The sequence below is a fragment of the Wenyingzhuangia aestuarii genome (genome assembly GCF_011927765.1).
Lineage (GTDB): Bacteria > Bacteroidota > Bacteroidia > Flavobacteriales > Flavobacteriaceae > Wenyingzhuangia > Wenyingzhuangia aestuarii.
Map to the genome: position 1 here is coordinate 67,582 of NZ_JAATJG010000002.1, position 23,858 is coordinate 91,439.

The 23,858-nt window shown below is 32.3% G+C and carries 23 protein-coding genes; 9 read left to right on the plus strand and 14 right to left on the minus strand.

Going from position 1 to position 23,858, the window contains the following annotated elements; genetic code table 11:
• Nucleotides 1–2: 2 nt before the first annotated feature.
• From nspC to trxB, 8 genes are all read right to left on the minus strand, one after another.
• Nucleotides 3–1,142, minus strand: coding sequence for a carboxynorspermidine decarboxylase (gene nspC / locus GGR97_RS02245; protein ID WP_167896800.1), 1,140 nt, complete (start codon nucleotides 1,140–1,142; stop codon nucleotides 3–5).
• Between the two features lie 92 nt (nucleotides 1,143–1,234).
• Nucleotides 1,235–2,431 carry a saccharopine dehydrogenase family protein gene (locus GGR97_RS02250; protein WP_167896801.1) on the minus strand — a complete coding sequence of 399 codons (1,197 nt, stop codon included), beginning with the start codon at nucleotides 2,429–2,431 and terminating at the stop codon, nucleotides 1,235–1,237.
• Nucleotides 2,432–2,557: 126 nt separating this feature from the next.
• Nucleotides 2,558–3,841, minus strand: coding sequence for a chloride channel protein (locus tag GGR97_RS02255; protein WP_167896802.1), 1,284 nt, complete (start codon nucleotides 3,839–3,841; stop codon nucleotides 2,558–2,560).
• Between the two features lie 179 nt (nucleotides 3,842–4,020).
• Nucleotides 4,021–4,359, minus strand: a complete 339-nt coding sequence (locus tag GGR97_RS02260; RefSeq protein WP_167896803.1) for a GIY-YIG nuclease family protein — start codon at nucleotides 4,357–4,359, stop codon at nucleotides 4,021–4,023.
• 394 nt (nucleotides 4,360–4,753) lie between these two features.
• The gene (locus GGR97_RS02265; RefSeq protein WP_167896804.1) at nucleotides 4,754–5,638 is read right to left on the minus strand and encodes a carbon-nitrogen hydrolase; all 885 of its coding nucleotides are present in this window, start codon (nucleotides 5,636–5,638) and stop codon (nucleotides 4,754–4,756) included.
• A 30-nt stretch (nucleotides 5,639–5,668) separates the two neighbouring features.
• Nucleotides 5,669–6,700, minus strand: a complete 1,032-nt coding sequence (locus GGR97_RS02270) for an agmatine deiminase family protein (RefSeq protein ID WP_167896805.1) — start codon at nucleotides 6,698–6,700, stop codon at nucleotides 5,669–5,671.
• Between the two features lie 48 nt (nucleotides 6,701–6,748).
• A complete protein-coding gene (locus GGR97_RS02275; RefSeq protein ID WP_167896806.1) occupies nucleotides 6,749–7,468 on the minus strand; it encodes an NYN domain-containing protein in 720 nt (239 codons plus the stop codon).
• A 128-nt stretch (nucleotides 7,469–7,596) separates the two neighbouring features.
• Nucleotides 7,597–8,544, minus strand: coding sequence for a thioredoxin-disulfide reductase (gene trxB, locus GGR97_RS02280; RefSeq protein ID WP_167896807.1), 948 nt, complete (start codon nucleotides 8,542–8,544; stop codon nucleotides 7,597–7,599).
• Nucleotides 8,545–8,778: 234 nt separating this feature from the next.
• On the opposite strand from trxB, the gene GGR97_RS02285 reads away from it, so the two are divergent.
• Nucleotides 8,779–9,531 carry a glycosyltransferase gene (locus GGR97_RS02285; protein WP_167896808.1) on the plus strand — a complete coding sequence of 251 codons (753 nt, stop codon included), beginning with the start codon at nucleotides 8,779–8,781 and terminating at the stop codon, nucleotides 9,529–9,531.
• A 5-nt stretch (nucleotides 9,532–9,536) separates the two neighbouring features.
• Nucleotides 9,537–10,943, plus strand: a complete 1,407-nt coding sequence (locus GGR97_RS02290; protein WP_167896809.1) for an ArnT family glycosyltransferase — start codon at nucleotides 9,537–9,539, stop codon at nucleotides 10,941–10,943.
• A 122-nt stretch (nucleotides 10,944–11,065) separates the two neighbouring features.
• Here the strand turns inward: GGR97_RS02290 and GGR97_RS02295 are convergent, their stop codons facing one another.
• Nucleotides 11,066–11,995 carry an alpha-E domain-containing protein gene (locus tag GGR97_RS02295; RefSeq protein ID WP_167896810.1) on the minus strand — a complete coding sequence of 310 codons (930 nt, stop codon included), beginning with the start codon at nucleotides 11,993–11,995 and terminating at the stop codon, nucleotides 11,066–11,068.
• Nucleotides 11,996–11,999: 4 nt separating this feature from the next.
• The gene (locus GGR97_RS02300) at nucleotides 12,000–13,463 is read right to left on the minus strand and encodes a circularly permuted type 2 ATP-grasp protein (protein WP_167896811.1); all 1,464 of its coding nucleotides are present in this window, start codon (nucleotides 13,461–13,463) and stop codon (nucleotides 12,000–12,002) included.
• 332 nt (nucleotides 13,464–13,795) lie between these two features.
• Here GGR97_RS02300 and GGR97_RS02305 point away from each other — a divergent pair, with 332 nt between their 5' ends.
• A complete protein-coding gene (locus GGR97_RS02305) occupies nucleotides 13,796–14,929 on the plus strand; it encodes a glycosyltransferase family 2 protein (RefSeq protein WP_167896812.1) in 1,134 nt (377 codons plus the stop codon).
• A gap of 33 nt (nucleotides 14,930–14,962) precedes the next feature.
• On the opposite strand, the gene GGR97_RS02310 is transcribed toward GGR97_RS02305, so the two are convergent.
• From GGR97_RS02310 to GGR97_RS02325, 4 genes are read right to left on the minus strand one after another with little or no spacing between them, the layout of a single operon-like run.
• A complete protein-coding gene (locus GGR97_RS02310; RefSeq protein WP_167896813.1) occupies nucleotides 14,963–15,523 on the minus strand; it encodes a CopD family protein in 561 nt (186 codons plus the stop codon).
• A 2-nt stretch (nucleotides 15,524–15,525) separates the two neighbouring features.
• Complete coding sequence (hemH, locus tag GGR97_RS02315; protein WP_167896814.1) at nucleotides 15,526–16,542, minus strand: ferrochelatase; 1,017 nt, start codon at nucleotides 16,540–16,542, stop codon at nucleotides 15,526–15,528.
• 11 nt (nucleotides 16,543–16,553) lie between these two features.
• Nucleotides 16,554–17,066, minus strand: a complete 513-nt coding sequence (locus GGR97_RS02320) for a TrmH family RNA methyltransferase (protein ID WP_167896815.1) — start codon at nucleotides 17,064–17,066, stop codon at nucleotides 16,554–16,556.
• Nucleotides 17,066–17,971: a helix-turn-helix domain-containing protein gene (locus GGR97_RS02325; RefSeq protein WP_167896816.1), complete on the minus strand. Its 906-nt coding sequence runs from the start codon at nucleotides 17,969–17,971 to the stop codon at nucleotides 17,066–17,068. The genes GGR97_RS02320 and GGR97_RS02325 overlap by 1 nt, the downstream gene beginning before the upstream one ends.
• Nucleotides 17,972–18,240: 269 nt before the next feature.
• On the opposite strand from GGR97_RS02325, the gene hemA reads away from it, so the two are divergent.
• From hemA to GGR97_RS02355, 6 genes are all read left to right on the plus strand, one after another.
• Complete coding sequence (gene hemA / locus GGR97_RS02330) at nucleotides 18,241–19,485, plus strand: glutamyl-tRNA reductase (RefSeq protein ID WP_167896817.1); 1,245 nt, start codon at nucleotides 18,241–18,243, stop codon at nucleotides 19,483–19,485.
• 7 nt (nucleotides 19,486–19,492) lie between these two features.
• Entirely contained in the window at nucleotides 19,493–20,413 is a 921-nt protein-coding gene (hemC, locus tag GGR97_RS02335; RefSeq protein WP_167896818.1) for a hydroxymethylbilane synthase, read from the plus strand.
• Entirely contained in the window at nucleotides 20,414–21,076 is a 663-nt protein-coding gene (locus GGR97_RS02340) for a uroporphyrinogen-III synthase (protein WP_167896819.1), read from the plus strand. It abuts the gene before it with no gap.
• Between the two features lie 89 nt (nucleotides 21,077–21,165).
• Nucleotides 21,166–22,131: a porphobilinogen synthase gene (hemB, locus tag GGR97_RS02345; RefSeq protein WP_167896820.1), complete on the plus strand. Its 966-nt coding sequence runs from the start codon at nucleotides 21,166–21,168 to the stop codon at nucleotides 22,129–22,131.
• A 32-nt stretch (nucleotides 22,132–22,163) separates the two neighbouring features.
• The gene (gene hemL, locus GGR97_RS02350; protein WP_167896821.1) at nucleotides 22,164–23,456 is read left to right on the plus strand and encodes a glutamate-1-semialdehyde 2,1-aminomutase; all 1,293 of its coding nucleotides are present in this window, start codon (nucleotides 22,164–22,166) and stop codon (nucleotides 23,454–23,456) included.
• Between the two features lie 28 nt (nucleotides 23,457–23,484).
• Complete coding sequence (locus GGR97_RS02355; RefSeq protein ID WP_245229438.1) at nucleotides 23,485–23,835, plus strand: four helix bundle protein; 351 nt, start codon at nucleotides 23,485–23,487, stop codon at nucleotides 23,833–23,835.
• Nucleotides 23,836–23,858 lie beyond the last annotated feature (23 nt).

Sequence of the window (23,858 nt, forward strand, 5' to 3'; positions counted from 1 at the left end):
TATTAGGATAATCTTATTTTGTAGTCATTATAGTCAAACTTACGTAGTGTTTTAAGGGTTTGTTCTTTGGTCCATATGCAAATGTCAGGATGTTTTACTCCGTTAAACATAGAAGTTTTAACCATAGTGTAATGAATCATATCTTTAAATACAATCTGATCGCCTATGTTTAGCTCCTTTTCAAAGGCATATTCTTCCATAAAATCACCCGCCAAACAACTAGTTCCTCCTAAACGGTACACAAATTTGCTGTTTTCATCTGGATCTGATGCTCCTACAATTTTTGGTCTGTAAGGCATTTCCAAAGTATCAGGCATATGTGCTGTAAAAGAAACATCTAACATGGCTGTTTTAACACCTCTGCTTTCTACAATGTCTAAAACCTGAGCGGTTAAGACTCCTGTTTCCCAAGCAAAAGCACTTCCGGGCTCTAATAAGATATGAATGTTGTATTTCTCTTTAAAAGCTTTTAATAGGTTGATTAAATGTTTTGTATCGTATCCTTTACGAGTCATTAAATGACCACCTCCCATATTAATCCATTTAATTTGATGTAGGTATTCACCAAAACGTTCCTCTAAAGCTATTAAGGTTTTTTCTAAGCTATAAGAATCCGATTCGCACAATACGTGAAAGTGCAATCCTTCTACACCCTTAGGCAAAGCCTCAGGCATAAATTCTTTTAAAACTCCCAATCTAGATTTTGGAGAGCTAGGGTTGTATAAATCTACTTCCACATCGCTTTGTTCTGGATTAATTCTAATTCCACAAGAAATTTTATGATTTGCTGTTAAGGTTTGTGGATAATATTTTTCAAACTGAGCTACGGAGTTAAAAACAATATGAGAGCTATAACTCATCAATTCCTCAAATTCATTAGGAACATAAACTGCCGCATATACATGAGCTTTAGTTTTCATTTCCTCAAAACACAAACGAGCTTCGTATAAAGAACTTGCCGTAGCACCTTTTATATATTCGCGAACAATAGGAAAAGCTCCCCACATAGCAAAGCCTTTAAAAGCAACAATAATTTCTATTCCCGCCTGATCTTGTATTTCTTTAATTAAAGACAAGTTGTTTCTTAACAATTGCTCATCTAATACAAAAGCAGATGTTGGTATTTGATTGTAGTCTATCATTTTTTATCAAAAGAAAAGGTAGTAAATAGTTCTCCTAAAAGAAATACTTACTACCTAGTTGTATGAATAGTTTTACCTATTAATGGGTTAAGTTATAATACTTCTAAATCTCCGTTAATTTCTTCTTGCCAAGGCAATCCGTATTGACCAATTAATTCCATAAAAGGATCTGGATTAAATTCCTCTACATTGTAAACTCCAGGTTTTTTCCATTTACCAGTTAAGAACATCATAGCTCCTAACATGGCAGGTACTCCTGTCGTGTACGATACTCCTTGAGAAGAAACATCATCAAAAGCATCTTGGTGTTTACAGTTGTTCCAAACGTAATATGTTTTCTCCTGTCCGTCTTTAATTCCTTTAATTCTACATCCAATAGAAGTTTCACCTGTATAACCATCAGCCAATTCTTCTGGTTTAGGTAAAGTTTCTTTTAAAAATTGTAAAGGAACAATCTCTATACCTTTGTACATAATAGGCTCAATACTAGCCATACCAATGTTTTGAATTACACGTAAGTGTGTTAAATATTCATCTCCAAAAGTCATCCAGAAACGAGCACGTTTTAAGGTTGGATAGTTTTTAACCAATGATTCCAATTCCTCATGATAAATTACATAAGAGTTTTTAGGTCCAATGTTTGGATAATTTAAAGCTTGTTTAATTTCGTGTGGCTCTGTTTCTACCCATTGTCCATTTTCCCAGTAACGTCCTTTTTGAGTTACCTCACGGATGTTAATTTCGGGGTTAAAGTTGGTAGCAAATGCTTTTCCATGGTCACCAGCGTTACAATCAACTATATCTAAATAGTGAATTTCATCAAAGTGATGTTTGGCAGCATAAGCAGTATAAATACTAGTTACACCCGGATCAAAACCACAACCTAAAATAGCGGTTAATCCTTTTTCTTTAAATTTATCTTGATAAGCCCACTGCCAGCTATATTCAAATTTAGCTTCATCTTTAGGCTCATAATTTGCAGTATCTAAATAGTTAACACCTGTTTCTAAACAAGCATCCATGATGGTTAAATCCTGGTATGGCAACGCAACGTTGATTACCAACTCAGGTTTAAACTCATTAAATAACGCAACCAATTCTGGTACGCTATCAGCATCCACTTGTGCGGTTTGTATCGTTCTGTCTTTAATTAAAGCAGCAATGGCATCACATTTAGATTTTGTTCTGCTTGCTAACATAATTTCTGAAAAAACTTCTGGAGAAGCAGCACACTTTTGTGCAACAACGCTACCAACTCCACCAGCACCAATGATTAAAACTTTAGACATTTTAATTGTTTTTTAAATTGATTTAATATTTCGGCAAATGTAATTTTTTTTTCAAATTACGTTTAAAAATAATCATTTTTTTTTCATTAAAAAACAAGGTCTATTTTACTGACAATCAGAGAGTAGCTACTTTAGTTGGATGGATAGTTTTTTGTTCCCTTTTTGATATGAATAAACCGTGTATTTACACAGGTATTTAGCCATGTATTTTGCAATAAAAACTCCTATTAATAATGGAAAGAATAATGCAAATCCGTTGTCTACAATATTACAAGTTAAAAATAAAGCCGTTAATGGTGCGTGTATGGCCGCACTTAACATAGCTGCTGCTCCAATTAAAGCAAAATTTAAGACAATTAATTGAGTGTTAAAGTAATGATTGCAAAACATAGCTACTAAAATACCTAAGATTGCTCCGGTGACAATACTTGGAGCAAAAACACCACCATCTCCACCTGCACCTAAAGTAAGAGAAGCTACAATGGGTTTTAAAACCACAATAAAAAAGAGTGATATAATAAAACCGAATGTAATTGTTTTTAAATTACTAAGTGCTATAAATTCAGGAATGGAATGATAACTATCTCCATACAGAGCAGGAAAAATAAATATAGATAATCCTACTAATAAAGCTCCCGTGTTTACACGGATAAAGTTATTTGTAATTTTAGCAAACTTTGTTTTGATAAAAATAACACTTTTGGTAAAAAACACGGCCGTAACTCCAGCAAGTAAACTTAAGAGGATCATGTAAGGGATTGCTTGGTAATTCCATTGGAATACTTCTAAATTAAATAATTTGTTAGCATCAAAAAAATAGATAAAAGTTTGAGCAATGGCTACAGAAATAGCACAACTTAAAAATAGGGTTTGAGTTACTTTTCTAGAAATAACTTCTATAGCAAATAAAAGCCCAGCAATGGGACTCCCAAATAAAGTAGTTACGCCTGCTGCTACACCCGCACAAATTAATTCGGTCTTATAAGTTTTGGCAACTTTGTCTTTTTTATAGATGGAATTTCCAATGGCAGCAGTAGCTACTACGGTAGAAACTTCCACACCTGTAGAACCTCCAAAAACTACGGTTAAAAATCCATTTAGGTAGTGTGATGGAATTTTGTAAAAAGGAAGTTCTTCTTTTCTGTTTTCAAGTGTATTAAAAACCTCGGTAATTCCTTTGTTGTTTTTGCCTTTAAATAAAAATTTACGCGTAAAGTAGATCAACGTAATTCCTACAGAAGGTAGAAAAATATAAAAAACAGGGAAGTTGTTTACTTTATGAAATATTAATTCTTGAAAAAAAGCAGTGCTGTTTTTTAATGTACTTCCTGCTAATGTGGCCAAAACACCTATTATGATTGAGTTTAGAATTAGGTTGTAATATCCTTTTGCAATGATTTCTTTTCTCATAAGAAAATTCAGTTTTAAGTCTGTAAAGATAAAGGATTAAAAAAGTGTGAAGCTCTTATTTAAATAGAGTTTGTCAGTGTTTTTAGTTGAATTTTTTTAATGGAGAAGTGTAGTTTTTTTCATGAACCACATTTCGACAGGCTCCTTTAGATTAGCAAAGTGTATTTTAATTCATACAGTCAGTCTGAGCTTGTCGAAGACTGGTTGTTGTCTGTGTTGTCCATCCGAGCTTGTCGAGGACTATTTTGAGAGAATAGGATTAATTGATCATAATCTTCATCTATCAAAGCTTGCTTTTTACGTCTGCTCCATCCCTTAAGTTGTTTTTCTTTAGCGATTGCTAATTCTGGATTGGTGAATTCTTGCACCCAAACTAATTTGATCGGTAGTCTTTTAGAGGTGTAGCTATTATAACATTTTGCAGATTGATGTTCTTCAAGTCGTCTTGAAATGTTATTGGTAATTCCAGTGTAAAAGCTGTCATCAGAACATTTTAGGATGTATACATAATAAAACATTCAATTAAAGTAATAAATAAAATCTACACTTCGACAAGCTCAGTGTGACCTTCTTTTATTAAGAAAGTTGTTTTTATTCTTACAGTCAGTCTGAGCTTGTCGAAGACTGGTTTTGTGTTCGTCTGAGTTTGCTTGTACTGAGTTGAAGTATAGAATCCTTTTTAGGTTAATTAAGTTGGTGGAGGAAACTCACACTTCGACAAGCTCAGTGTGACCTTCTTTTATTAAGAAAGTTGTTTTTATTCTTACAGTCAGTCTGAGCTTGTCGAAGACTAGTTTTGTATTCGTCTGAGTTTGCTTGTACTGAGTTAGTCGAAGTGTTGAAGACTAATTTTTATAATAAATTTTAACAATTGAATTCTACATTTCGACAAGCTTAGTATGACAATGTGAATTAATCAATATATCTTTTAGTAATATCACCATAAGCATCAATTCTTCGATCTCTAAAAAACGGCCAAATTCTTCTTACGTCTTCAGTCTTTTGCTTGTCTACAGTAATTACTTTATTCATTTCATCTTTTTGATTTCCTTCCCACAAAATTTCTCCTTGTGGCCCTGTTACAAAACTAGTTCCCCAAAATTCTATACCGTTGGTAACACCTGTCCAATCTTTTTCAAAACCAACACGGTTTACCGAAATTACGGGCAATCCATTGGCTACAGAATGACCTCTTTGAGAAATCATCCAAGCATCTCTTTGACGAGCTTTTTCTTCTTCACTATCCGTACTTTCGTAACCAATTGCAGTTGGGTAAATTAATACTTCTGCACCGGCCATAGCCATTAGTCTTGCTGCTTCCGGATACCATTGATCCCAACAAATTAAAACTCCTAACTTACCTACAGAAGTCTGTATAGGTTGGAAACCTAAATCTCCGGGAGTAAAATAGAATTTTTCGTAATAAGCAGGATCATCGGGAATGTGCATTTTTCTGTAACGACCTGCTTCTGTTCCATCTTTTTCAAAAACAACAGCTGTATTGTGGTAAATTCCTGGTGCTCTTTTTTCAAATAAAGAAGTTACTAGTACAATGTTTAACTCTTTGGCAATTGCAGAAAATTGATTGTAAGAAGGACCCGGAAAAGGTTCCGCCCATTCAAACATATCTACCTCTTCTGCCTGACAAAAATAGATTCCCGTATGTAGTTCTTGTAAAACAACTAATTCGGCACCATTGTTTACACATTGTTGAATTCCAGCAATGGTTTTATCTATGTTTTCTTGTTTGTTTGTTGTACAAGTTTGTTGTACAATTCCAACGTTTAATTTACTCATTATAATAAGTTATGTACTAAAAATATAATTTTAAGAAATAGCGAATGTTACTTGTTTAGGATATTGCATAGTAATACAATGTAATGATCCGTGCTGTTCTATTAAAGCGCTACAATCTAATCCAACAATTTTTCTATTCGGAAAAAGGGTTTTAATAATTTCTAAAGCTTCTTTGTCTTGAGGCACATTATAAGTAGGAACTAAAACTCCATCATTTACCATTAAAAAATTGGCATAGGTTGCAGGAATTCTGTCTCCATCTTTGTCTAAACAAACAGCTGGCCAAGGCAAAGCAACCAATTGATAAGGTTGATTTTTAGCGTTGGTAAATGTTTGTAATTGAGCTTCCATTTTTTGTAAAACTTCATAATGCTCATCATGAACATCATTACATTTTACGTAAGCAATAGTGGTTGGGTTACATAGTCTAGCTAAGGTGTCTATGTGAGAATCGGTATCATCACCTGCTAAATATCCGTGATCTAACCACAAGATTTTTTGTACTCCCAATGTATCTTTTAAATAAACTTCAATTTCAGATTTGTTTAAGTTTGGGTTTCTGTAAGGTGATAATAAACATTCACTAGTGGTTAGTATAGTTCCTTCTCCGTCAGACTCTATAGCTCCACCTTCTAAAACAAAATTTAAAGATGCAATAGGTAGTTTGTGGAATACATTTTTAGACAATTGTTGGGTAATAATATTGTCTAATTCGGCATCAAATTTTTGTCCCCATCCGTTAAAAATAAAATCTAATAAAACAGGTTGTTCATCTTCTAGAATAGTAATAGCTGCATGATCTCTAGCCCAAGTATCATTAGATTTAATTGTTACAAAATGAATAGTGTGTTTGGTATCTTTTTTAAAATAAGATTCAACTTCTGAAACATTGTGACATCCCACTAAAACAGGCTGAAAACTTGCCGTAGTCTCTATGATGTTTACAAAACAGGTAACTACTTCATTGTACATATATGCCCAATCACTTTGTGGATGTGGGAATGTAAATTGTATAAAACTTTGTGGTTCCCATTCGGCAGGGAACCTTTTAATTTTTAACATGATTCAAATTCATTATAACCGCGCAAATGTACTTGTTTTTAGCAATGCTTATTTATTTTTTACAAAAATTAATTTGTGTCTGCTGTTTGCATTTTCTCTCTGATCAATTTCAAATTCGCCAATAGAGTTTATAAGGGGAGTAAGTTTGTCAAAACCATAATTTCTAGCATCAAAACTGGGTCTTTTTTTCTGAATTAAACTTCCTACATCTCCTAAAAATGCCCATCCATCATCATCAGAAACATCAGAAATGGTACTTTTTATCAATCTAATAATTTTAGGAGTAATTACTTCGTGTTCTTCTTTGGCACTCTTGGTATTGTTGTTTCCTTTTTTATCTTTTCTTAAAACTTCTAGATAAATAAATTTATCACAGGCTACAATAAATGGAGTAGGAGTCTTTTTTTCTCCAATTCCAATGACTAACATAGCGGCTTCTCTTAATCGAGTTGCTAATTTGGTAAAATCACTATCACTAGAAACCAAACAAAAGCCATCTACTTTTTCTGAGTATAAAATATCCATAGCATCAATAATCATGGCAGAATCTGTGGCGTTTTTTCCAGAGGTGTAAGCGTATTGTTGAATAGGAGTAATTGCGTTTTCTAATAAAACTTCTTTCCAACCTCCTAAATTAGGTCGGGTCCAATCCCCATAAATTCTTTTAATGGTGGGATTTCCGTATTTGGCCATTTCTTCCATCATTTCTTTAATGGGAGCAGAGGGTATATTATCTCCGTCAATTAAGACAGCTAGGTTTAAACTCATATTTACTTGTTTTGAAGTATTAAATTAAGCATAATCTTGTTAAAAAACAGGAATTTGGATGTTGATTATTGTCAAATAAAAAAGGCTACACAATTGTGTAGCCTTTTGGTGTTGTTTGTTAGGTAAGCTTATTCTAAACTTCCTAAATATCTTTCAGCATCTAAGGCAGCCATACATCCGGTACCAGCAGCAGTAACTGCTTGTCTGTATTCGTGATCTTGAACATCACCAGCAGCAAATACTCCAGGTTTGTTGGTTTTGGTAGACTTTCCTTTGGTTACTAAGTATCCTGTGTCGTCCATGTCTAATTGACCTTTAAAGATGTCTGTGTTAGGAGTGTGACCAATGGCAATAAATACACCTGTTACTGCAATTTCGTGCTTGTTTTGTGTTTGGTTATTTACCACTCTTACACCTTCTACTACGTTATCTCCTAGAACTTCGTCTAATTCTGAGTTGTATAAAACTTCTATGTTTTTAGTTGTATTTACTCTGTGAACCATGGCTTTAGAAGCTCTCATGTGATCTTTACGAACCAACATGGTAACTTTGTTACAAATATTAGCCAAGTAAGTAGCTTCTTCTGCAGCAGTATCTCCAGCACCAACTACAATTACATCTTGTTTACGGTAAAAGAAACCATCACAAGTAGCACAAGCAGAAACTCCTCCTCCTTTTAAACGTTCTTCACTTTCTAAACCTAAATATTTTGCAGTAGCTCCTGTAGTAATAATTACAGTTTCAGCTTCTATTTCTTTCGTTCCATCAATGGTAATTTTGTGTATTCCACCAACTTCATCGCTAAAATTAACAGCAGTTGCCAAACCAAAACGAACTTCGGTTCCAAAACGTTCTGCCTGATTTTTTAAATCTTCCATCATTGCAGTACCATCTGTACCGTTAGGGTATCCTGGAAAGTTATCTACTTCTGTAGTTGTAGTTAACTGACCACCCATTTGCATTCCTGTATACATCACAGGTTTTAAATCTGCTCTAGATGCATATATAGCTGCAGTATATCCTGCAGGACCTGATCCAATAATCAAGCATTTAATTCTTTCAATAGTATCTGACATATTTCTATAGTTTTAGAATTTATGAGTCGCTAAAATAAATCTTTTTTACAGGTATTTGTATGGAATGTTTATAACTTTTAACAATCCTTTTATTGATGAAATTTATATCGTCAGATAGCTTTAGAATATCAAGCCGTATTCATTTCCTATATTGGTAAATAATCCTATTTTTACAACTGTGTTAAAAAAATGTTAAGCAGAAATATGTTCTGTGGTCATTTGTTAAATCAACCTATGTCAACATCTTCAAAATCTTTTGATTTAGTTATTGTAGTTCCCTCGTATAATGAGGCTAAATCCCTTCGTGAAAAAAAGTTTTTTTCTTTTTTAAACAATCATCCTGATGTTGCTATCTGTTTTGTAAACGATGGTTCTACCGATGATACTTTAGAAATTTTACAAGAGTATCAATCAAAAAAGCCTACACAAATTTTTGTTTTTGATTGCGTAGAAAATCAAGGAAAAGCAGGAGCTACCCTAATGGGAATGAATTATTGTGCTAAAAATTTAGAGTACGATAAGATTGCTTATTTGGATGCAGATTTAGCGACTCCGTTAAAAGAATGTTACCGAATAAGTAAGAAGTTAAAAGGTAAATTAACTTTTGTTTTTGGTTCTAGAATTAAAAAATTAGGTTCTAGAATAGAACGTAGTTATTTTAGGTTTTTTACAGGAAGAATTATAGCCACTTTTATATCTAATATTTTAGATTTAGGAGTGTATGACACCCAATGTGGTATTAAAGTTTTTACCAAAGAGTTAAGTACAAAAGTGTTTGATAGACCTTTTATTTCTAAATGGTTGTTTGATGTAGAAATCTTTTTTAGAATTATAGAGGTGTATGGTAGAAAAGAGGCAATTGCTAAAATGAAAGAAATTTCTTTAAACAAATGGGTAGATAAAGGAGATTCTAAAGTAAAGATGAGTTACTTCTTTAAACTTTGGTTCGATTTATTAAAAATTAACAAAGCGTATAAAAATACATAATCAACATGTTTACTTTTATTAAAAAAAATGCCTTAGTACTAGCTGTTTTTACTTTGGCTTTATTGCGAATTTTGGTAGATGCTTGGCTTCCGTTGTTAGATAAAACCGAAGCTAGATATGCAGAAATTGCAAGAATAATGTACGAAACAGGAAACTGGGTAACTCCACAAATAGATTACGGAGTTCCGTTTTGGGCCAAACCGCCTATGTCTACATGGATTTCGGCTTTAAGTTTTCATCTGTTTGGTGTAAATGAGTTTGCGGCAAGATTTCCTTCTTTTTTAATTCATATTTTATTAATTGTATTTGTAGCAAAAGCTTTAAAATTTACCAAAGAGCAAGGTTATTTAGGAGCATTGATTTTGTTAACCATTCCAGAATATTACATTCACAGTGGTGTGGTTTCTACAGATTCTTCTTTATTGGTGGGGATTACGTTTATTATGATAGGTTTTTGGAAATCTATTCAAACAGAAGAACGCAAAATCTTATGGAAACTAATTACATGGTTGGGAGTTGCTATAGGAATGTTGTCTAAAGGTCCTATTTCTTTAGTACTAACAGTTCCGCCTTTATTTATTTGGGCTTGTATGTATAAAGGGAAATTACTAGAGTTTTTTAAGAAAGCTTTGTGGATTCCGGGCTTGTTATTGGCTTTTGTTATTTCTTTTGCTTGGTATTATTTAGCAGAGGTAAGAACTCCAGGGTTTATAGATTACTTTTTTGTAGGTGAACATTACAAGCGTTTTTTTGAATCGGGTTGGAAAGGAGATAAATATGGTTTTGCCAAACAGCAGCCCATGGGAATGATTTGGTTGTTCTTAATCCTGTTTTCTTTGCCTTGGATTCAGTTTGTGATTACGAAAGTAATAAAGAAAAAAAATGAGGTAGTTAAAAATCCGTGGGTTACATTTTTGTGGTTATGGATGTTGTGGACTCCTTTCTTTTTTACGGTTTCTAAAAGTTTAATTCACACCTATACGTTGCCTTGTACCATTCCGCTAGGATTGTTAGTGATTCATTATTTTGAAAGTTTTAAAAAACACAAAGGATGGTTTATTGCAGCATCTGTAGTTCCTGTAGCGTTGGTTTTTGGATTTATAGGAGTAAATACTGTATATACAGATACCAATTGGCAAAATACAGATAAGCATTTATTAAACACCATTGATAAAGAAACTGCTACTATTTATGCATGGGAGTTTAAATCTTATTCTTCTCAGTTTTATACCAAGGGGAAGATTAAAACTATAGAAAATAGCAGTGAGTTAGATTCGGTTATGAATAGTCAAACAAGTTTTTATTTGTTGTCTAGAAATTCTCATTACAAATCTATGCCTAATGAGTTAAAACAACGATTGACTTTTATAGGAAAGAATAAAAAATCTCAATTGTTTGAGTTTCAACAATAAAAAAATCCCGTTACTTAGTAACGGGGTTTTTTTATTGTTGCTGTTGTGCTTCTTGCTGTTTTTCTTCAGTCTCAGTTTCAGAATCTTTAGCTTTTTGATGTTCTAATTTCATTAATTAAAAATTAGTGGTTAAAAAGTTCATCTTCTATAGAGGTACAAATTCCTGCTAGTTCACTAATTACTTTCTGAATATAATCGTTAAAACTAGTTTCTATTTCATCAATAGATTTGTATTTGTATTCTGCGGTAATCTTACCAATAAAGAAAGAAGATTTTAGTTCTTTCTTTTTACTTAGTTTGTCAATATTTTCTTTAGCACTGTTTAAACAGCTCATTACAGATTTTGGACACTCAGGGTTTAAAATTAAAAAGTTTAAGGTGTCTTTACTTGTAGGTACTTTTTTGTAGAAACGTTTCATCATATCAAATGATTGAAGACATTTTAACAAGGTGGTCCACTCGTAACTGGTTCTGTAACCTAATTCGTGCTTTGTTTTTATGGCATCTTGATGTTTGGTGTCAATAATTCTAATAACATCTGTAGCTCTTTCTAATTGAATTCCCAACATAATAATAGAATACACTTCATTATGCATCATGGTGGTTACAATTTTTCCTTTAATGGTAGAAATTGCTTTAGAAATATTAGAAGTAAATTCATCTAAACCTCTTTCTAAAAATAATTCTACAGGATAGTTGCTTATGTAGTGATGTAATTTATTGATAGATTCAAACAATTCACTAGAAATTAAATCTCTAGCTCCCGAAGCGTTTTCACGAGCCATTCTAAAGCAGCTTTTAATAGAAAACATTTTTTTAGGATTTAAAACCACATCATACAATACAGTTCTTTCATCTAAAAACTCTCCCTCTTCAGGTTCGTCATCTACCATTCTTAAAATGGAATTTAATACAAATTGTCTAGATTGCGATGTTTCATTTGGAGCATCTAAAGATGAAAAATAATTAACATTTACAAATCTGGCTATGTGTTCTGTTCTTTCAAGGTATCTTCCCATCCAGAATAAGTTATCGGCTACTCTTGCTAACATTTGCTTACTTTTTTAAAACCCAAGTATCCTTAGATCCACCACCTTGTGATGAGTTTACTACTAAATTTCCTCTTTTTAAAGCTACACGAGTTAATCCTCCTTTTAATACAAAACTTTTGTCTTTTCCTAACAAGGTAAAAGTTCTTAAGTCTATGTGTCTAGGTTCAAAAGATTTTTCTTCTTCTATGTAGGTAGCATGTGTAGATAAAGCCATAATTGGCTGTGCAATATATTTACGAGGAGTGGCCTTAATGACCGATTTAACTTTTTCTATTTCTGCTTTGGTTAGTTTGTTTCCAATAGAAATACCATATCCACCAGATTCATCTACAGGTTTTATAACCAGCTTATCAATATTATTTAATACATAATCTAGTTCTTTAGGTCTGCTACAGTGATAGGTGTGTACGTTGTTTAAGATAGGTTCTTCATCTAAATAGTACTTAATAATTTGTGGCATATAGGTGTAAATAGCCTTATCATCAGCAACCCCTGTTCCAGGAGCGTTTACTAAGGTTACATTTCCTTTTCTATAGGCTTCAAAAATACCAGGAACTCCTAACAGAGAATCGGGTTTAAATGCTTTAGGATCTAAAAAGGCATCATCAATTCTTCTATAAACAACATCTACTCTTACAGGACCATAAATGGTTTTCATGTAAACAAAGTCGTTTTCTACAAATAGATCTCTACCTTCTACCAATTCTATCCCCATAGATTTTGCCAAGAAAGAATGTTCGTAATAAGCGGAATTAAATACACCAGGAGTAATTACCACACATACAGGAATATCTACCCCTGCAGGTTTTACAGATTGCATAATGTCTAGTAAATTCTCTGAATAATTAGAAACAGAATGAGTAGGGTAATTATTAAAAACACCAAACAAAGCCCTTTTAATAGCTACTCTATTACTAACCACATAACTTACTCCAGAAGGACATCTAATATTATCTTCTAATACATAGTATTCTCCATCGGAGTGTTTGATGACATCCGTTCCAGAAATATGATTGTATATTCCGCCAGGAGGCTCTATGCCTTGCATTTGTTTTAAATAATTCTCAGAACTATTAATCAAATCAATAGGAACGATACCGTCTTTAATAATTTGTTGTTTGTGATAAAGATCGTGTAAAAATAAGTTTAACGCTTTACTTCTTTGTAATGCACCCGTTTCTACATGTTCCCATTCATCAGCGGTTATGATTTTTGGAAATAAATCAAACGGAAATACTTTTTCAGTAGTTGTCTTATCATAAACTTGGAATGTAATTCCTTGGTTTAAAAAAGAAACTTTAGCTTTTTCATTTAACAATTCAAAATCATCAACCTGATACTCATTAAATAATTGGAATAATTTTTTGTAAGTATCCCTAATCTCATTTTTACCTTTAAACACTTCATCATAAAAAGTAGACTCCATATGATATGAAGAGAAGATAGGCAAGATGTTCTTCTTATCCATTCATTTTGTTTTAATAAGGTTAAATTACATTCTTTTTATTAGTGTAAGGATAACTATAATATTATTTTTTTATGGTTTATAACAGTTTTTTATTTGATATATTTTAATACAACGTTAACAAAACAGGTGGTTTTACTTACATATTAAGGCTATTTAAGGAAATTTTATTTTTTATGAGAAATAAATAATTTGCTAAAAAAGTTTTTTGGCTACCTTTTTTTGATGAATTACTGGTATTTGTAGGAGTAAACAAATGTTTTCTTGTAAGTATATTGCTAGATATATTTTATATCTTCGGTCTTGATAATATAAAGAGATTCCCTGTAGTATATATGAAAGTATCGGTAGTTATTGTAAATTATAATGTTCGTTATTTTTTGCACCAGTGTTTGCTGAGTGTATATAAAGCTATAGAGCATATAGATGCTGAGGTAATTGTAGTAGACAATGTGTCTAAGGATGATAGTTGTCAGATGGTAAAAGAAGTTTTTCCTCAAACTATTTTAATAGAAAATACCGAAAATGTAGGGTTTTCTAAAGCAAATAACCAAGGAGTTGCCATTGCTAAAGGAGAGTATGTATTAATATTAAATCCAGATACTGTTGTTGGAGAATGTCTTTTTAAAGAAATATTACCTTTTGCAGATGAGCAGAGTGATCTAGGAGCGTTAACCGTTAGATTAATTGATGGTACTGGGGTTTTTTTACCAGAAAGTAAAAGAGGACTACCTACACCTAAAAATTCTATTGGAAGAATGATAGGTTCTAATAAGTATGGCTATTATTCAAGTTATTTAACAAAAGATGGAATTGGAAAAATAGAGGTGCTTGTAGGTGCTTTTATGTTGATGAAACGCAATAGGTATTTAGAAGTTGGAGGTTTTGACGAAGACTACTTTATGTATGGTGAGGATATAGATTTAAGCTACAAACTAACTCAACAAGGTTATACTAATTATTATTATGGAAAGTCTGTAGTTATTCACTATAAAGGAGAATGTACCAGAAAAGATGTAAAGTATTTAAGGCATTTTTACGGAGCTATGAATATTTTTTACAAAAAACACTTTAAGCTTACGGGGCTAGATTTTTTAGTAATGCGTTTAGGGGTTAAAATGTGGTTCTGGATTAAATATTTTCAATTGTCTAACGCTACCATATTAATAGAAGATACCACTAATGTTTTATTTGTTGGAGATAGAGATATCAATATAGATTTACAGTTAAATAAAAAGATTAAAAGAATCCCTGTATCAGAACTTATTAAGTTAGAAGAATATATTAGGGAATTGGAAATTGAAGAAATTTGGTTTGAAGAAAAATCTATGTCATTTCAAAATATTATCAATCAAATAGGAACACATAGGTTTCACAATGTTCTATTTAAAATATTACCAAATTCAACCAACTTTGTAATTGGTAGTAACTCTTCTGATGGTAGAGGAGAGGTAATCTATTTAAAATAAAAAAGACGATGTTTTTACATCGTCTTTTTTATTTTAATTGTTATCGTTTTCATCCCAGCTGCTTTTGGCTCTTAGCTTTTTGTAAACTTTAACCATTAGCATAAGTATGATAGAAACTAGAAAGATTCCTATAACTCCCCAAATCCAAGTAATGGAGTTTTTTAAGACAACTAAAAAAACAACAGCAAATAGAATAATGGTTGCAACTTCGTTCCATAAACGCAATTGCATAGTAGAATATTTGCAGACATTATTTTGTAGTTGTTTAAATATTTTGTGACAAATAAATTGATAAATAAACAAAGCTGCTACAAAAGATAGTTTTACCCACATCCAACTTTGTGTTAAAAATCCTGGAGATAGATACAGCAAACAACTAGCAGTAATAGCTGTAATAATAGCAGACGGCCAGGTAATTATGTACCAAAGCCTTTTTTCCATTAGCTTGTATTGTTGTTGTAGAATATATCTAACGTTCTCTTCTTTATCGTCTGCTTCTTTATGATAAATAAAAAGACGAACCATGTAGAATAACCCAGCAAACCAAGTAACCACAAAAATAATGTGTAAGGATTTTATGTATAAATATTCCATACTTATTTGTTTAACCAGTTGTTTAGCCAAGTACTCATAACATCTACCCAGTCTTCTCTATCGTTTAGGCAAGGAATTGTTTTAAACACTTCTCCTGTGTTTTCTTCAAATTCTTCTTTGGCTTCCATTCCTATTTCTTCAATAGTTTCTAAACAATCGGCAACAAAAGCAGGAGTAACTACAGCTAGTTTTTTAATTCCGTTCTGAGCTCTATCATTAATAGTAGCATCTGTATAAGGTTGTAGCCAAGGATCTTTTCCTAATCTAGACTGAAAAGAAGTGCTGTAAAAACCAGGTTGTAATCCTAGTTTATGAACTACTTGTTTGGTAGTTTCGTAGCATTGATGTCTGTAACAAAACTCATGTGCATCAGATTTTGTATTACAGCATTCTCCGTTTAGTTTACAATGATTTCCTGTAACATCAGAATTTTTGATATGTCTTTCTGGAACTCCGTGATAAGAAAATAATAAGTGATCAAAATCTTCTTGGTCTAATCCTTCTTGAATACTTTTAGAAAGTACATCAATATATTCTTGCTTGTTGTAAAAAGCAGGAAAATCGGTTAGTTTTATATGTGGAAACTTATCTCTTATAATTTGTTCTGCAAGTACTACAATAGTTTCTGTAGTTGCCATGGCAAATTGTGGATACATAGGAACTATTAAAATATCATCAACTCCTTGGTTGGCTAGTTCTGTAATTCCTGTTTCTATAGATGGTGTTCCATATCTCATGGCCAAGGCAACGGGAGCCGCTACTTTGGTTTTTACTTTTTTTGTAAATTTTTCAGAAATAACAATTAATGGAGATCCTTCATCTGTCCATACTTTACTGTAAGCTTTGGCAGATTGTTTAGGTCTGGTGTTTAATATAATTCCTTTAACTAACAAGCATCTTCCTATGTATGGAGTATCAATAACTCTGCTGTCCATTAAAAATTCATCCAAATAATCACGAACATCTTTAACCGACGTGCTTTTGGGAGATCCTAAGTTTACTAATAATATTCCTTTCATGTTAAGAGGACTTATTGGTTATTTAATTGTTTTGTTATTTCGTATAAGCTAACGCTTAAGCTGTTTACCACATTCATAGAAGAGTTTAAACCAAACATGGGAATGTGTATGCTATCATCACACATTTTTAAGGCTTCTTCTTGAATTCCAAACCTTTCGGAACCAATAAGTAGGGCTATTTTAGCGTGAGTGGTAAAATTATAATCTTGTATGTTTTTGCTGTGGTCTGTTATTTCTAAAGCAATAATTGTATAACCTTCTTGCTTTAATTTAGTAATAAGAGTAAGAATGTTATCATAACTAATAATAGTTAATGTCTTGTCTGTGTTTCTAGCAGTTCTTTGTACCAATCTGTTAGAGGTGTCTGGAGAATTGCTGTTTAGGTAAAAAGCATCAATTCCAAAAGCTTCAGAAGTTCTCATGCTCATACCAACGTTTTGGGGGGTTCTTAGCTCTTCACCAATAACCACTATGGGAAAAGTCTGTTTTGTATTTAGAACTTTAGTGTGACTTAGTTGTTCCATTAAGCATTGTTTTGTTTGGTAAACTGTTTAGGTGTAATACCAAATTTTCTTTTAAAAGCAGCTATAAAATGACTAGAGGTGCTGTAACCAACTCTGTTTCCAATTTCATTAACATTTAGTTTGTTTTCTAACAACAGCTTTTTAGAAAATTCTAATTTGTAATTCAGTAAAAAAGTAAAAACAGGGGTTCCGTACACTTCTTTAAATCCTTGTTTTAGTTTTTTAATATTTAAACCAACTGTTTTAGCCAGTTCATCCAAAGAAGGAGGATCGGCCATGTTTTCTATAATAATATCTTTTGCTTTTTTTAATTGAGTCATAGTGTCCTCGTTAGATATAAACGGACAATTATCGCTACTGCTATCTTCTGTATTGCTAAAGTACAAGCTAAATAATTCGTATGCTTTTGCTTTTAAAAACAAATTGTTTAGCGGAGAGTTATCGGGTTTGTTAGAAATTTGATGCAACACTACTTGTTGTGCAGGTGTAGTTGCTTTGGTTTCTATAATAGGTTTTCCAATAACAAAGTTGTCAAAGTTTAGCAAGTAATTTTCCTCGGTAGTAAATAAAGAGTGAAAATATTGAACAGGAATTAACATGGCTATAATTTCTGAATCTGGAGCAAGATTAAATAGAATATTGGTTTGTTCTTCGTTAAAATAAACCATACCAGATTCATTATTTTTTAAATTGATGGCACAATGCTCCATATTAAATGCAACAGTTGATGTTTCTCTTAAATTAAAAAATAACTGAATGTAGTTGTGTTGGGTTTTAAATATATGGTATTGATTATCAGATGTCTTGTTGCTTAAAGTTAGCAAAGAAAACAGGTTGTTTTCATCAATAAGTATTGGAGTACTTCTATCGATGTTTTGGTATTTTTTAGGATCAAAAAGTTGCATTTTTTATCGCGGTTTTTTATCAATACTTTTACAAAACTACATTAAAAAGACAAGAAAATGATGTTTAAAATATTTTTTTTAACGTTGTTTTAAGAATCCATTATTCTATGATTTTTATCATATATGGCCTGTGTTGTCTTGTGTTTTAGGTTATCTATAATTGTTTTAAATTAGGCTAAAAACCTTAAAGGGTTGTTTATAGTCCTTTAATCGATATTATTAAAAAAATATTGAGAGTACTTTTGTCGATACTTATGGTATGCGAACATATGAATAACAAACAAATAGGAACGAAGCTCTACAACGTAGGAGTAAGTTATAAAAAAGCAGATGTGGAAACACGTAGTGCATTTAGCTTGTCAAAACAAAAGCAAATCTCTTTGCTAAAAGATGCAAAATCTAAAGGGATTGATGGAGTAATGGTAGTTTCTACCTGTAACAGAACTGAAATTACGGGGTTTGCTAAACATCCGTTTGAATTGATTAGTTTGCTTTGTGAACACTCTAATGGAACGGTAGAAGAATTTGTTAGGTTTTCTAATATTTACAAAGGATCTGAAGCAATTCAACATTTGTTTAATATTGGTACAGGTTTAGAAAGCCAAATTTTAGGGGATTACGAAATAGTTGGTCAGTTAAAACAAGCATATCAATTAGCTCAAAAATATGGAGCCATCAATACCTATTTAGAAAGATTGATGAATTCTGTGTTACAAGCAAGTAAAGATGTTAAAAATAATACAGAGTTAAGTTCTGGTACTACATCTGTTGCTTATGCAGCTACTCAATATATTATAGAGAATGTAGATAATTACAATTCTAAACGTGTATTGGTTTATGGTTTAGGAGAAATTGGTAAAAATGCTTGTAAAAACTTAATTGAATATACAGAGAATACCAATATTCATTTAATTAACAGAACGCACTCTAAAGCAATGGAGTTTGCAGAAGCTCATCAGAATGTAGCAATCAATACTTTTGAGAATTTAGATGTTGAAATAGAAGATGCCGATATTCTAATTGTATCTACTGGTGCAGAATTGCCAACTATTACAGCTAAACACATTCATCACAATAAAAAGTTATTAGTCTTAGATTTATCGATGCCAGAAAATGTGGCTAAAGAGGTAAAGTCTTTTGAAAACATTACTTTAATCAATGTTGATGAGTTGTCTAAAATTACGGATAAAACCTTAGAAAGAAGACAAGCAGAAATTCCAAAAGCACAAGAAATTATCAACAAACACAAACAAGAGTTTGCGTATTGGTTAGATCATAGAAAATTTACTCCGGCAGTAAACGCGTTAAAAATATCGTTACAATCTATTCAAGAAGATGAAATTAATTTTCATCAAAAAAAGATTGAAGGGTTTAATACCGAACACGCAGAGCAAATTACATCAAGAATTATTCAAAAAATTACAACACAATTTGTAAAGCATCTTAAAGATGAAAATACTTCTGTAGACCAGAGTATAGAAATTGTAAGTAAAATATTTAACGCTACTTTATAAAAGCTACATGAGTAAAATCATTAGAATAGGTACTAGAAATAGCGAACTAGCCTTATGGCAAGCTCACTTAGTACAAGGTCAATTAGAAACATTAGGATATCAAACAGAGGTTATAGAACTATCATCTATAGGAGATGAAATTTTAGACATTCCATTACATCAAATAGGTAGTATGGGAGTGTTTACAAAAACGTTAGATGTTGCCATGTTACGTGGTCAAATAGACATTGCTGTTCATTCTTTAAAAGATGTACCTACTCAATTACCAGAAACTATTGTACAAGCAGCTGTTTTAGAAAGAGCCTCTGTTAATGATGTGGTTGTTTATAAAGGAACAGAAGAGGACTTAGTAGCCAATGGTGCTACTATTGCTACGGGAAGTTTACGTAGAACAGCACAGTGGTTACACAAATATCCAACACATACTTTAACAGATTTAAGAGGAAACGTAAATACGCGTTTAAAAAAGCTACAAGATCAAAATTGGAATGGAGCTATTTTTGCCCAAGCAGGCTTAGAGCGTATTAATTTATTACCAGAAAATCATATAGTACTAGATTGGATGATTCCTGCACCAGCTCAAGGAGCTATTATGATTACTGCTTTAGAATCTAATCCGGAAGTTTTAGAGGCTTGTGATAAATTACACCATAAAGAAACAGCTTTGTGCGTAGGTATAGAGCGTGATTTTATGCGTACTTTAGAAGGTGGATGTACAGCTCCAATTGGGGGATATGCAGAAATTATAGAAGACAAAGTTGCTTTTAAAGGTTTATTAAGTTCTATTGATGGTAAAGATCAAAAAGGAGTATTTAGAATTGCCAACATTAAAAATGCTGAAGATTTAGGAGTAGACTGTGCGAATGAAATTTTAGCCAATGGAGGTAAAGCACTAATGGTAGAAATAAAAAAAGTAATTAAGAAATAAGTGAAAATTCTATCTACTAAAATATTAACCGATATCCAACGAGAACTGTTAGCTAGCTATGAGGTTGAAGAAGTGTCTATGATTGATATTTCTTTTGGAGAAGGTTTTAAAATTACAGAAAAGATAGAAAACGCAGTGTTTACGAGTGCAAACAGTGTGCGCTCCGTATTTAAAATTCATCAAAATAAAGCCAATTGGTTTAAAACAGTGTATTGTGTAGGTACAAAAACACAATCTTTGTTAGAAAAATATGGAATTAAGGTAGCAGTAGTTGCAAATAATGCAGCAGAATTGGCTCAAGTACTAGCTCATAAATTTTCAGAAGAAACTCATTTGTTAAAAGAAATAAGTTGGTTTTGTGGAAATTTAAAAAATGATGATTTGCCAAGTATCATGGCAGAAAACGGAGTGTTGGTTACCGAATATAAAGTATATACAACTACTTTAGTTCCTCAAAAAATAAACAAACCCTTTGATGCTATTTTGTTTTATAGCCCTTCAGGAATTAAGAGCTATTTACAAAAAAACAAAGCAACGCTTGCTCCAGTAGTTTGTATTGGAGTAACCACAGCAACAGAAGCATTAAATAGTTTTGAAGAAGTTTATATAGCTGATGAAACTACGGTAGAATCAGTAATTGCAAAAGTAAAAGAAATAATATAGTACAAAATATTAAGTACAGAGTACTAAGAGTAATAAATTGCGTAGCACGATAGTCTTTGTACTAACTACTATGTACTAACTACTAAGAAATGAATAGAACAAGACGATTAAGAAAATCCGAAGGAATTAGAAGATTGGTTAAAGAAAACAACCTTACCGTTGATGATTTAATCTATCCTTTGTTTATTGAAGAAGGAGAAAACATAGAAAAAGAAATTGTTTCTATGCCAGGAATCTTTCGTTTTTCGTTAGATAGAATTTCTAAGGAATTGGATGAGGTAGTTGCTTTAAACATTCCTGCCGTTTTATTATTTGGAATTCCATCAGAAAAAGATGAGGAAGGTACAGAAACATGGAACGACAATGGAATTATGCAACAAGCAGTTCGTTTTATTAAAAAGAACTATCCTAGTTTGTATGTAATTACAGATGTTTGTTTTTGTGAATATACAAGTCACGGTCATTGTGGAATTATTCATGATAATGATGTAGATAACGATGCAACTTTAATCAACTTAGCAAAGCAAACCATTTCTCATGCCAAAGCAGGGGTAGACATGGTAGCACCATCAGGAATGATGGATGGAACTATTGCAACCATGAGAGAAGCATTGGATGCTAGTGGTTTTCCAAACATCCCAATTATGGGGTATTCTGTAAAATATGCATCCGCATTTTATGGACCTTTTAGAGATGCAGCAGACTCAGCACCTACATTTGGAGACAGAAGAACCTACCAAATGGATCCATCAAACAGATTAGAAGGGCACAGAGAAGCTTCTTTTGATGATGAAGAAGGAGCAGATATTTTAATGGTAAAACCAGCTTTATCTTATTTAGATATTATTAGAGATTTAAAAGAAGATTTTGATAGACCTATTGCTTGTTACAATGTAAGTGGAGAATATGCCATGGTAAAAGCAGCAGCAGAAAAAGGTTGGATTGATGGAGAAAGAGTAATGATGGAGTCTTTATTGTCTATGAAAAGAGCAGGAGCAGATATTATCATTACCTATTTTGCCAAAGAAGTAGCTAAAGTGCTTTTAAAAAAATAAGAAAATTTAGTACCTGATATAAATACAAAAAAATGGAATTTAAAAATTCAGAAATTTTATACAAAAAAGGATGTGAAAACTTAGTAGGAGCGGTAAACTCTCCTGTAAGAGCATTTGCATCTGTAGGTGGAAATCCGTTGTTTATAGACAAAGCAAAAGGAGCCTATATTAAAGATGTAGATGGAAACAGATATATTGATTTGGTACTGTCTTATGGTCCTATGATATTAGGGCACAGAAACAAAAAGGTAGAGAAAGCAATTTCTAGAGCTTTAAAAAAAGGATATTCTTTTGGAGCCTCTACACATGCTGAAATTAAATTAGCCAAAATTGTATGCGATGCTTTTCCAGGAATGGATAAAGTTCGTTTTGTAAATTCAGGTACAGAAGCTGTGTTAAGCGCTATTCGTTTGGCAAGAGCCCATACTGGTTTTGATAAAATTGTAAAATTTTCGGGTTGTTATCACGGGCATATGGATGCGATGTTGGTAGCGGCAGGTTCTGGTTTGGCTACCTTAAGTTTACCAGGATCTAAAGGAGTTCCATCGCAAGCGGTGGAAAACACCTTAATAGCAGAATACAATAATTTAGAAAGTGTAAAAGCTCATTTAGATAAATATAACGATGTAGCAGCAGTTATTTTAGAACCTGTTACAGGTAATATGGGAGTTGTAAAACCTAGTGATGATTTTATCAAAGGACTAAGAAAATTAACCAAAGAAAGAGGAGTGTTATTAATCTGTGATGAGGTAATGACAGGTTTTCGTTCTCAATTTGGAGGAGCTCAAGAATTAGTAGGAATACAAGCAGATATTACTTGTTTAGGAAAAGTAATTGGAGGAGGTTTTCCTGTAGGAGCTTATGGAGCTAGTAACGAAATTATGGAAAACGTTGCTCCTTTAGGAGGAATGTATCAGGCTGGAACCTTGTCTGGTAATCCAATAGCTATGGCTGCTGGAATTTCTACGTTAACAGAATTAGAAAAACAAAATCCCTATAAAAAATTCAACCTGGTAGCAGAAAAAATAGAAAACTATTTATTGACCTCTGCTAAAAAATACGGAGTAAACTTAACAGTAAACAAATTTGGTTCTATGATCAATCCATTTTTTGGAGCGGAAGAAGTAACAAATTTTGCAGATGCACAAAAATCGGATACGTCAAAGTATGCAAAGTTTTTCTGGGCTATGATTGAAAATGGTGTGTTTTTACCACCTTCTCAATTTGAAGCATGGTTTTTATCATCGTCATTAACTGTAAGAGAGCTAAAAAAGTTAGAAGTGGCGATTGATGTTTCTATGTCTCAGGTAGCAAGTAGCAAGTAGCAAGTATTTTATGCATAATTTTAAAGAATTGAATGTTTGGATTGAGGCTAAAGATTTTAGTGTGTTTATTTATAAGATGACCCAATCTTTTCCTAAATCCGAACAGTATGGTATTACTTCTCAATTGAACAGAGCAACTGTTTCTATTCCTTCTAATATTGCAGAAGGTGCGGGGAGAAGTAGTACAAAAGAATTCTCTAGATTTATTACCATTGCTATTGGTTCGGCTTATGAAGTAGAAACTCAGTTAATAATCGCATTAGAAATAGGTGTTTTATCAAAAGAAGATTTTGAAAAATCGAATAGTAAAATAATAAAGATTCAAAAAATGCTTTTCAATTTTAATAGACACCTTAAAAATAAAATCTCAAGTACTTGATACCTGTTACCTGCTACTTGATA